The 9315-nt window shown below is 58.5% G+C and carries 5 protein-coding genes, 3 rRNA genes and 1 pseudogene (1 of these 9 only partly in view); 2 read left to right on the top strand and 7 right to left on the bottom strand.

The window, feature by feature from the left end:
* Positions 1-159 precede the first annotated feature (159 nt).
* Positions 160-498: a tryptophan synthase subunit beta gene (locus PFZ56_RS06555; protein ID WP_102861886.1), complete on the top strand. Its 339-nt coding sequence runs from the start codon at positions 160-162 to the stop codon at positions 496-498.
* A 43-nt stretch (positions 499-541) separates the two neighbouring features.
* On the opposite strand, the gene lapD is transcribed toward PFZ56_RS06555, so the two are convergent.
* Together lapD and lapG are read right to left on the bottom strand one after the other, a co-directional pair.
* Positions 542-2488, bottom strand: coding sequence for a cyclic di-GMP receptor LapD (gene lapD, locus PFZ56_RS06550; protein ID WP_170002497.1), 1947 nt, complete (start codon positions 2486-2488; stop codon positions 542-544).
* Positions 2489-2502: 14 nt separating this feature from the next.
* Positions 2503-3195, bottom strand: coding sequence for a cysteine protease LapG (gene lapG, locus PFZ56_RS06545; protein ID WP_102882660.1), 693 nt, complete (start codon positions 3193-3195; stop codon positions 2503-2505).
* A gap of 300 nt (positions 3196-3495) precedes the next feature.
* Here lapG and PFZ56_RS06540 point away from each other — a divergent pair, with 300 nt between their 5' ends.
* On the top strand, positions 3496-4260 hold the full coding sequence (locus PFZ56_RS06540) for a thioesterase II family protein (RefSeq protein ID WP_170002495.1): 765 nt from the start codon (positions 3496-3498) through the stop codon (positions 4258-4260).
* 69 nt (positions 4261-4329) lie between these two features.
* On the opposite strand, the gene PFZ56_RS06535 is transcribed toward PFZ56_RS06540, so the two are convergent.
* The 5 genes and pseudogenes from PFZ56_RS06535 to PFZ56_RS06515 all read right to left on the bottom strand — a co-directional run.
* The gene (locus PFZ56_RS06535; RefSeq protein ID WP_371826218.1) at positions 4330-5115 is read right to left on the bottom strand and encodes a methyl-accepting chemotaxis protein; all 786 of its coding nucleotides are present in this window, start codon (positions 5113-5115) and stop codon (positions 4330-4332) included.
* A 117-nt stretch (positions 5116-5232) separates the two neighbouring features.
* Positions 5233-6210 (bottom strand): annotated as a pseudogene (locus tag PFZ56_RS06530) (cache domain-containing protein); the annotation flags it as partial.
* A gap of 919 nt (positions 6211-7129) precedes the next feature.
* Positions 7130-7245: ribosomal RNA gene (gene rrf / locus PFZ56_RS06525) — 5S ribosomal RNA — on the bottom strand.
* A 113-nt stretch (positions 7246-7358) separates the two neighbouring features.
* Positions 7359-7474: ribosomal RNA gene (gene rrf / locus PFZ56_RS06520) — 5S ribosomal RNA — on the bottom strand.
* Between the two features lie 139 nt (positions 7475-7613).
* A 23S ribosomal RNA gene (locus PFZ56_RS06515) occupies positions 7614-9315 on the bottom strand; it runs 1190 nt beyond the window's last position.

The raw sequence follows: 9315 nt of genomic DNA, 5'->3' as shown, positions 1-9315 counted from the left end.
TCGGCTCCTGGCAGCCACCCCTGGCGGGTGGTTGCCGGGTCCTGGCCAACAGCCTGCGCCGTGACGATTGTCGCGGCGCACCGCATACTCGCGCTCTGAATGCTGCGCTGGCCTATGCTGCTGACAGCCGGATGCCTAAAAAAGCCTGAGGGATTTGCCATGTTCTACGTGCAACGCGATGCGCAAGGTCAGCTGATTCGCGTGGAAGCCGCCGCTTACGCCGAGGCTACCGAGACGCTGCCCGCCGATCACCACGAGATCCAGACCTGGTACGCCAACGAGGCGGTGGAAGTCAGTCTCAAGCAGCTCAAGCAGAGTGACCTGGAAATGATCCGGGTGCTGGACGACCTGATTCAGGTCCTGACCAGCAAGGGCGTGATTCGCGTCACCGACCTGCCGGCGGCGGCTCAGGCCAAGCTGATGGATCGCACCCAGGCCCGTGAGGCCCTGGGTGGACTCAGCCGGCTGATCAATGATGATGAAACCGGTTTGATCTGAAAGCCCCTCGCCTACAGGAGCCGGCTTGCCGGCGAATGCACGTTCAAGCCCAAGGTGCTGGCTCGCCGAACAGTTGCCCCTGCACGCCATACAGCCCCATCTCGCGAATCACCTGCAGCTCGCCCTGGGTCTCGACCCGCTCGGCAATCAGCGGCAGGTCGATGCTGTGGGCAGCCCGCTGGATAGCTTCGATAAACAGGCGTTTGTCACTTTCCTGATCGATGTCGCGGATGTAGCTGCCGTCAATCTTCAGATAGGCCAGGCCCAAGCGCGCCAGGTTGCCGATCATGCTGAAGCGCCCGCCAAAGCGTTGCAGGCTGAGGGAGAAGCCCAGTTCACGCAGGCGCCGGGTCAACTGTTCCAGCTGAATCTGCTCAGGCAGCTGTTCCTCACCGATTTCCAGGGTCAGGCGCGGCCCCAGGTCAGAGTGCTGGCGCAGAATCTCGAATACCCGGTTCAGGGCCTGAGGATCTTCCAGGGTGGCTGCCGACAGGTTCAACGCCAGGCAGTGGTCATGTCCGACCATCTGCTTCAACACCTGTTCCAACATCAGCAGATCCAGGCGCGACGTCCAGCCAAAGCGCTCCAACCAGGGCAGGAAGCGCCCGGCCGGGATGGTCTGGCCCTGCTCGTCCAGCAACCGCGACAACACCTTGTAGTGCAGCACCAGCGTGGTGTCCTGGGCCGCCACCACCGGCTGGAAATACAGCTTGAAGCGCTGCTCCGACAGCGCCCGGTCCAGCAGCTCATGCCAGGCATGGTGATCATCCCCGACTTGAGCTCCACCCCCCTGATCCAGGCAGGCCCAGTTGGTCTCGCCCTGGGCTTCGGCCTGGGCCAGGGCCTGATCGCCGAGGCTGAGCACCGCTTGTGGCGAATCTCCGTGAGCAAAGGCCGCCAGACCGATGGTGGCTACTGCGGCAACGTCGGTGGCGCCGGTGGCATGCAGGTTGCCCAGAGCGCTGTCCAGGCTTTGGGCCAGCTGGATGGCTTCCTCACGCACCAGGCCGGGCGCCAGTACGGCGAATTCGCCACCGCGGACCCGGGTCACCAGGTTCTGGGTTTCGGGGTACTTGTTGCACTCGCGCAGCAATTGCTCTCCCACCGCTTGCAGCAGTTGGTCGGTGCGCTGGCCCCCCAGACGCTGGTTCAGGCCAGCCAGGTCCTTAACCCGCAACAGCAGCAGGTAACCGGAACTGGCCTGCTCCGGGTTGCTCACCCGGGCATGCAGCTGCATTTCGAAATAACGCCGGTTGGCCAGCCCGGTCAGGCTGTCCTGATACGACTCGATGCGCAGTTTTTCACTGCGCTCGGCCTGCTCCTGGAACAGCGCCTTGAGCTTCTCGACCATCTGGTTCATCGCCTGCACTACCCGGCGCAGTTCCGGGGTTCGGGGCAGTTGCGGCAGGCTGAGGAACTCGCGGCGGGCAATGGCATGGGACTGCTGGACCATGTAGTCCAGCGGCTTGAGCTGGCGCCGCAGCAACAGGGCACCGAGCACCGCGCTCACCGCACCACAGATCAACAGCCAGCCCAGGCTGCCCAGGGCGCTCTGCCAAAGCTTGGCCACGGCGAACATCGGGTGGCTAAGCACTTCAACCCGCGCTGCCTGCTCCCAGCCACGACTGACGATGGCGTCGCCGCCGGCAGGCTCAAGGCCGATGAGCTTGACGAACCACTGGGGCACATTGCTGACTTCCGGGATGCCGTTGCGCTCGACGATGGTCTTGTCGGTGGCCAGGTCCACCACCCGGATGCTGGCGTAGTAGCCGCTGTCGAAGATCGAACTGACCATCAGTTCGACCATCGCCGGATCATCGATATTCGGTGTCAGCGACAAGGCCAGGGCCGTGGCCGCGTCCTGGGCATGGGAGCGCAGCTGATTGACATACTGGGTGCGTGAACTTTCCAGGCTGACCATGAAGCTGCCGCTGAAGGCGACCACCAGGAACACACAGATTGCGATCAACAGTTGTTTGAACAAAGACATCTGAGCTCGTGCTCCTAGTTAGTCGTCTCGACCGGGAAACCTTCGGCCTGCATTTTTTTCAACACATCCTGCCAACGGGACAGGCGCTTGGTATCACCGACCCGCTTGTTGCCTTTGGCGCCCGGCAGCCACAACCCTTCGGCATTGAAGGAGTACACCGGCAGCAGGTCGGTTCGCTCGCTGGCCGGGCGGATCGAGTCCTCCAGGCTATCGAGCACCAGCGGCATGGCATCCGCCGTGGAATAGTAGGTCAGGACCATGTGCGCGCGGTTCTGGCGCAAGGCCTTGACGTAGGTGATGCGCAGTTTGTCACTGGACACCCCGAGACGCCGCAGGCTGAAGTACTTGGCAATCGCATAGTCCTCGCAGTCACCGGCGCCCTTCCATAGCGCCTCGATCGGCGTCTCCCAGTAGTCCACCTGACGCCACAGATCGATATCTTCCATGTAGCGCATGTTCTTATTGAAGAACAGGTTGACCACTTTCAACTGCTCGCGCTCGGGCACCTGCTTCTGCGTGGCCAGCAGGTGCTGCCAGGCATCGATACGTTGCTGACCTTCGCCCAGGGGACCGTAGAGCGCCGTGGCACGGCGGCTGATCAGGGAAAAATCCCAGTCGGCGTGCAGACTGCCCAGCAGCGCGCCAGCCAGCAGCAGTGCCGAGCAGAACCAGCGCAAGGTCCGAAAAAGAGCTAAACGTGCCGCCAATGCAATGAGTCCATGGGAGCTGTCGTAAATCGGCTGATGGTGAAGGCTGGCCCGACAAAAAACAATGGCACCTTACAATCACCGGCCACCAGGGAAGGGCCTGCATTCAACACTCAGAGAATAGCTTCAAGTGGCCTTTGCGTTGCCGGCGACAGCCCATGAATTTCACCCGTCGCCACGTGCATTCAGCCGCGCCAGCCACTATGTTAGAAACCATTCGCGGACTGGGACGTCCCCCTCCAACGGCCTCTTGTCCGCAACGAGATCCCGCCCACGGGCCACCTTGCTTAAGGAAAAGCTGTGTACACCGACACCCGACAATGGACGCTGGTGATCAACTCAGGGCACGCCACCCGCATACGCCTGATCTGCTTTCCCCAGGCCGGGGCGGCAGCGGAGCAACTGCGAGTGTGGTCCAACAGCCTGGCCGATCACATCGAGCTGGTGGTGATCAACCTTCCGGGGCACGGCCCACGCCGCGACGAAGCGCCCTGTGACAACTGGCCGAGCCTGCTGGAAAACACGTTCGCCGCCCTCAATCCCTGGCTCGACAAGCCCCATGCGCTGTTCGGCCACGGCCTGGGGGCACTGTTGGCGTACGAAACCTGCAAGTACGCCCAGGAGCGGTTTCCACTGCAGACCCGCCACCTGTTCGTCTCTGGCTGCCGCAGCCCTGACAGCCTGCCCCGCCGGCCTTTGCTGCACTCATTGCCCATCGCGGCATTCCGCGAAGCGATCCTGACTCTCGGCGCCAGCCCCCTGGAGATGCCCCGGGGGCAAAACGACCTGCAATCCTACGAACGCTTGCTGCGCAACGGCCTGAAACTCTTCGAAACCTGGTACGACACCTCCAGCGGCTGCCTCGACATACCGCTGACGGCTTTCTATGGCAGTGAGGACCCGCTGGCGACAGCCAACCATATGCTCAACTGGCGAGAGTTCACTGGGCGCGAATTCGAACTGATTGAAGTGGCCGGCAACCATTTCTTCATCAAGTCTCAGCGCCAGCGCCTGTTGCAAGTGATCAACACGCACCTGGGGCTGCTGGGGGAACACCTGACCTGAACGCCGCCCATGAAAAAGCCCGCTCTGCTGTGATGCAGGAGCGGGCTTTAGGGGCGGTCCCTGACGGCCTCAGATCTTGAAGCTGTCCACCAGTTGCTTCAGGCGGCTGGCCTGCTGCGACAGTGCATCACAGTCCTTCAGGGTTTCGTTGAGGTTGGCAACGCCCTGCTGGTTCAGCAGGTTGATCTGGTTGATGTCGACGTTGAGGGTCTCCACCACCGCGGTCTGTTCCTCGGTTGCCGCAGCCACCGACTGGTTCATGCCATCGATCTCGCCGATCCGCTGAGTCACGCTGATCAACCGTGCACCGGCCTGGTTGGCCACTTCGACGCTCTCTTCGCTGGACGCCTGGCTGGCATTCATGGTCGAGACCGCCTCGCGGGACCCGACCTGCAGGGAGGTGATCATCTTGTGGATCTCTTCCGCCGACTCCTGGGTACGGTGGGCCAGGTTACGCACCTCATCGGCCACCACGGCGAAACCACGGCCGGCTTCACCGGCACGGGCCGCTTCGATGGCGGCGTTGAGGGCCAACAGATTGGTCTGCTGGGAGATGCCCTTGATCACATCAAGAATGTGCCCGATGTTGTCGGTGCTGGCATTCAGGGTCTCGATCTGGGTGCAGGACAGGCTGATCTTCTGCGACAGCTCGGTCATCGCCTGGATGGTCTGCTCCACCACTTGGCGACCGTCGTCGGCCTGCTCGCTGGCGCCACTGGCGTGTTGCGAGGCATCGGCGGCGTTGCGGGCGATTTCCTGGGTGGCAGCACCCAGTTCGTTGATCGCTGCGGCTACGCTGTTGGTGCGGGCGCTCTGCTCGTCGGAACCGATGATCGACGCGTTGGACGATGCCATCACCCGTTGCGACAAATCATGCACCTGGCGAGTAGCCGAGGACACTTCGGAAATCGAGGCGTGAATCCGTTCCACGAACTGGTTGAACGAACTGCCCAACTCGCCGAACTCGTCCTTGCTTTCCACGACCAGACGCCGGGTCAGGTCGCCTTCGCCCTGAGCAATGTCCTGCATCGCCCGGCCCATGGTGATCAGCGGGCGCATCAGCACCTGGATCAGCAGAGTCAGCAATACCGCAATCACCGCCACAGCGATAAACATGGCGATCAAGGCAGAAGTACGGAACTGGCTCAGTGGTGCGTAGGCCTTTTCCTTGTCGATGGACAGACCGATGTACCATTCGGCATTCGGCAGACCGGTCACCGGGGTGAAGGAAAGGATGCGTTCCTGTTTGTTCAGGACCACTTCCTGGTTGCCGCTGGCGATCCGCACATTGGCGCTGGGATAGATGTCCTTGAGGTTCTTCATCACCTGGTCTTTGTCCGGGCTGACGATCACCTGACCGTCGGCGCTGACCAGGAAGGCATGGCCCAGGCCGCCGAAGTCCACCGAGTTGATGATCTTCACCAGGGTTTCCAGGCTCAGGTCGCCACCGACCACACCGAGTAATTCTCCCTGCTTCTTCACCGGCATGGCGATGGTGACCACCAAACCGCCGACAGCCGCCATGTAGGGCGGGGTCAGCATGGTTTTATCGGCGGTTACGGCCTGTTTGTACCAGGGCCGCTGACGCGGATCGTAGCCGTCGGGCATCTTCGCATCAGGACGCTGGGTGAAGGTGCCATTGGCTTGGCCGACATAGGTGAACTGGAAATTCGAGGTGAAGGCTGGCTGATCCACCAGGCCCGGGAAGTCTGCGTTGTGACCTTGGTGGGCAACGTTCTGCGCCAGGTTCTCGAGCACCAGGATTCGCCCGCTCATCCAGTTCTGCACGCTGCTGGAGGTGAGCTCACCGGCCTGCTGGATGGAGGACTCGAGGTTCTGTCGGATAGTGTTTCGCTGCAAGTAGTCGTTGTACAAAGTGAACAACGCAAAAGCCAGAACCACTACGCCGGAGGCGGCCAAAAGGATTTTATGGCTGAACTTGAGATTCATTTCATGGGACTTCTTATGCCGAAAGTGGGGATGCGTCCGTAAAGCAACATTCCATGTAACAGTGCAGGCGACATTCTCCGGCCGCTCTACTTTGGTGCACACATGTCTTATCAGTCTTTCGGCAAGAATCCCCGAACCCTTAGAGATTTATCTGAATTACTTGTCTGAACTTGCCGATTCCCGCCGAACGGCATTCCAGAGCGTCCGCCGCGCATTTTCAGATGACCGACAGCTTCCTGCTTACTGCCAAATCGATAACCCCTCCATAACAGCGCGACTAATTGTCATTTGTGGCAATCAGGCCGGCAGGCTCCATGTCATCAAACAAGTTCGCCGTCCAGATCAGCGGGGCACTCGGCGCCCACTGCTGGTGGAGAGCCGGCATGCCTTCCCCAACTCTATGAAGCATCCGGAGCAGCGCTACTACTGGCACCCGGAGCGCTGGTGGACCGAGTGCAGACCGGATATCCAAGGCTGCAGGAGTATCTACAAGAGGCCGGACACTGCATTGCTGGCAAGTTGTACCACGTACGGAACTACCACCCGCAGGCGTTATGCCAAAGCCATTAGGTGCTTTATCTAGATTCGGTCAGTGCTCAAGCGCTTTGGGGGGAGCCTGCGGCTTACAGAGAGAACCTGGTGCCGTTTCTGCTTGAGTTCCATTACAACCCTGGTCTTGCCCGGCAATTGTGGGCTGTGGCTGATGGCATTTATATCTGGTGGTGTAAGTTGATTGCCCGCAGGAGCGGCAATCGGCGTAGAGCCTGGCGTTAAGGATAGAGTAGAACGTTGGTAATAGCCGTCTGTTCAAGGCAGCTACAGGTACTCCGCAGGACCTTGTGACTTGATTACCCAGACTTTATCGAGCGCAAAAACAAAACCCCTGTCTGCGTCAGCAAACAGGGGTTTGGGAATTTAATCTTGACGATGACCTACTCTCACATGGGGAAACCCCACACTACCATCGGCGATGCATCGTTTCACTTCTGAGTTCGGGATGGGATCAGGTGGTTCCAACGCTCTATGGTCGTCAAGAAATTCTGTGGCCGATCCGTTGGACTCTAGAGTCGAACGTGTCAGCAAAATCAGTAACTTCTACATAAAGACAAAACCCCAATTGCTTTCGCAATTGGGGTTTCGGAATTTAATCTTGACGATGACCTACTCTCACATGGGGAAACCCCACACTACCATCGGCGATGCATCGTTTCACTTCTGAGTTCGGGATGGGATCAGGTGGTTCCAACGCTCTATGGTCGTCAAGAAATTCGGTAGCCAGTCCGTTGCTCATGCAACGTGCCAGCGAATGGGTATGTAATAGATTTGTGTGTTGTGCAAACTTTCGGTTCGTAGCGTCTTCACACACCGCAACTCGCTTCTTAAGCAAATTGCTTGGGTGTTATATGGTCAAGCCTCACGGGCAATTAGTATTGGTTAGCTCAACGCCTCACAGCGCTTACACACCCAACCTATCAACGTCGTAGTCTTCGACGGCCCTTTAGGGGATTCAAGATCCCAGTGAGATCTCATCTTGAGGCAAGTTTCCCGCTTAGATGCTTTCAGCGGTTATCTTTTCCGAACATAGCTACCCGGCAATGCCACTGGCGTGACAACCGGAACACCAGAGGTTCGTCCACTCCGGTCCTCTCGTACTAGGAGCAGCCCCTCTCAAATCTCAAACGTCCACGGCAGATAGGGACCGAACTGTCTCACGACGTTCTAAACCCAGCTCGCGTACCACTTTAAATGGCGAACAGCCATACCCTTGGGACCGGCTTCAGCCCCAGGATGTGATGAGCCGACATCGAGGTGCCAAACACCGCCGTCGATATGAACTCTTGGGCGGTATCAGCCTGTTATCCCCGGAGTACCTTTTATCCGTTGAGCGATGGCCCTTCCATACAGAACCACCGGATCACTAAGACCTACTTTCGTACCTGCTCGACGTGTCTGTCTCGCAGTCAAGCGCGCTTTTGCCTTTATACTCTACGACCGATTTCCGACCGGTCTGAGCGCACCTTCGTACTCCTCCGTTACTCTTTAGGAGGAGACCGCCCCAGTCAAACTACCCACCATACACTGTCCTCGATCCGGATAACGGACCTGAGTTAGAACCTCAAAGTTGCCAGGGTGGTATTTCAAGGATGGCTCCACGCAAACTGGCGTTCACGCTTCAAAGCCTCCCACCTATCCTACACAAGCAAATTCAAAGTCCAGTGCAAAGCTATAGTAAAGGTTCACGGGGTCTTTCCGTCTAGCCGCGGATACACTGCATCTTCACAGCGATTTCAATTTCACTGAGTCTCGGGTGGAGACAGCGCCGCCATCGTTACGCCATTCGTGCAGGTCGGAACTTACCCGACAAGGAATTTCGCTACCTTAGGACCGTTATAGTTACGGCCGCCGTTTACCGGGGCTTCGATCAAGAGCTTCGCGTTAGCTAACCCCATCAATTAACCTTCCGGCACCGGGCAGGCGTCACACCCTATACGTCCACTTTCGTGTTTGCAGAGTGCTGTGTTTTTAATAAACAGTCGCAGCGGCCTGGTATCTTCGACCGGCATGAGCTTACGGAGCAAGTCCTTCACCCTCACCGGCGCACCTTCTCCCGAAGTTACGGTGCCATTTTGCCTAGTTCCTTCACCCGAGTTCTCTCAAGCGCCTTGGTATTCTCTACCCAACCACCTGTGTCGGTTTGGGGTACGGTTCCTAGTTATCTGAAGCTTAGAAGCTTTTCTTGGAAGCATGGCATCAACCACTTCGTCACCTAAAAGGTAACTCGTCATCAGCTCTCGGCCTTAGAACCCCGGATTTACCTAAGATTCCAGCCTACCACCTTAAACTTGGACAACCAACGCCAAGCTGGCCTAGCCTTCTCCGTCCCTCCATCGCAATAACTAGAAGTACAGGAATATTAACCTGTTTTCCATCGACTACGCTTTTCAGCCTCGCCTTAGGGACCGACTAACCCTGCGTCGATTAACGTTGCGCAGGAAACCTTGGTCTTTCGGCGTGGGTGTTTTTCACACCCATTGTCGTTACTCATGTCAGCATTCGCACTTCTGATACCTCCAGCAAGCTTCTCAACTCACCTTCACAGGCTTA

The sequence above is a fragment of the Pseudomonas danubii genome, from assembly GCF_042980055.1.
Lineage (GTDB): Bacteria > Pseudomonadota > Gammaproteobacteria > Pseudomonadales > Pseudomonadaceae > Aquipseudomonas > Aquipseudomonas danubii.
This window is presented reverse-complemented; position numbering and strand designations above follow the sequence as displayed.

Excerpts from the sequence above, each read along its gene's own strand:
- PFZ56_RS06555 (WP_102861886.1), top strand. The coding sequence starts at position 160 with ATGTTCTACGTGCAACGCGATGCGCAAGGTCAGCTGATTCGCGTGGAA.
- lapD (WP_170002497.1), bottom strand. The coding sequence starts at position 2,488 with ATGTCTTTGTTCAAACAACTGTTGATCGCAATCTGTGTGTTCCTGGTG.
- PFZ56_RS06535 (WP_371826218.1), bottom strand. The coding sequence starts at position 5,115 with ATGGCATCGTCCAACGCGTCGATCATCGGTTCCGACGAGCAGAGCGCC.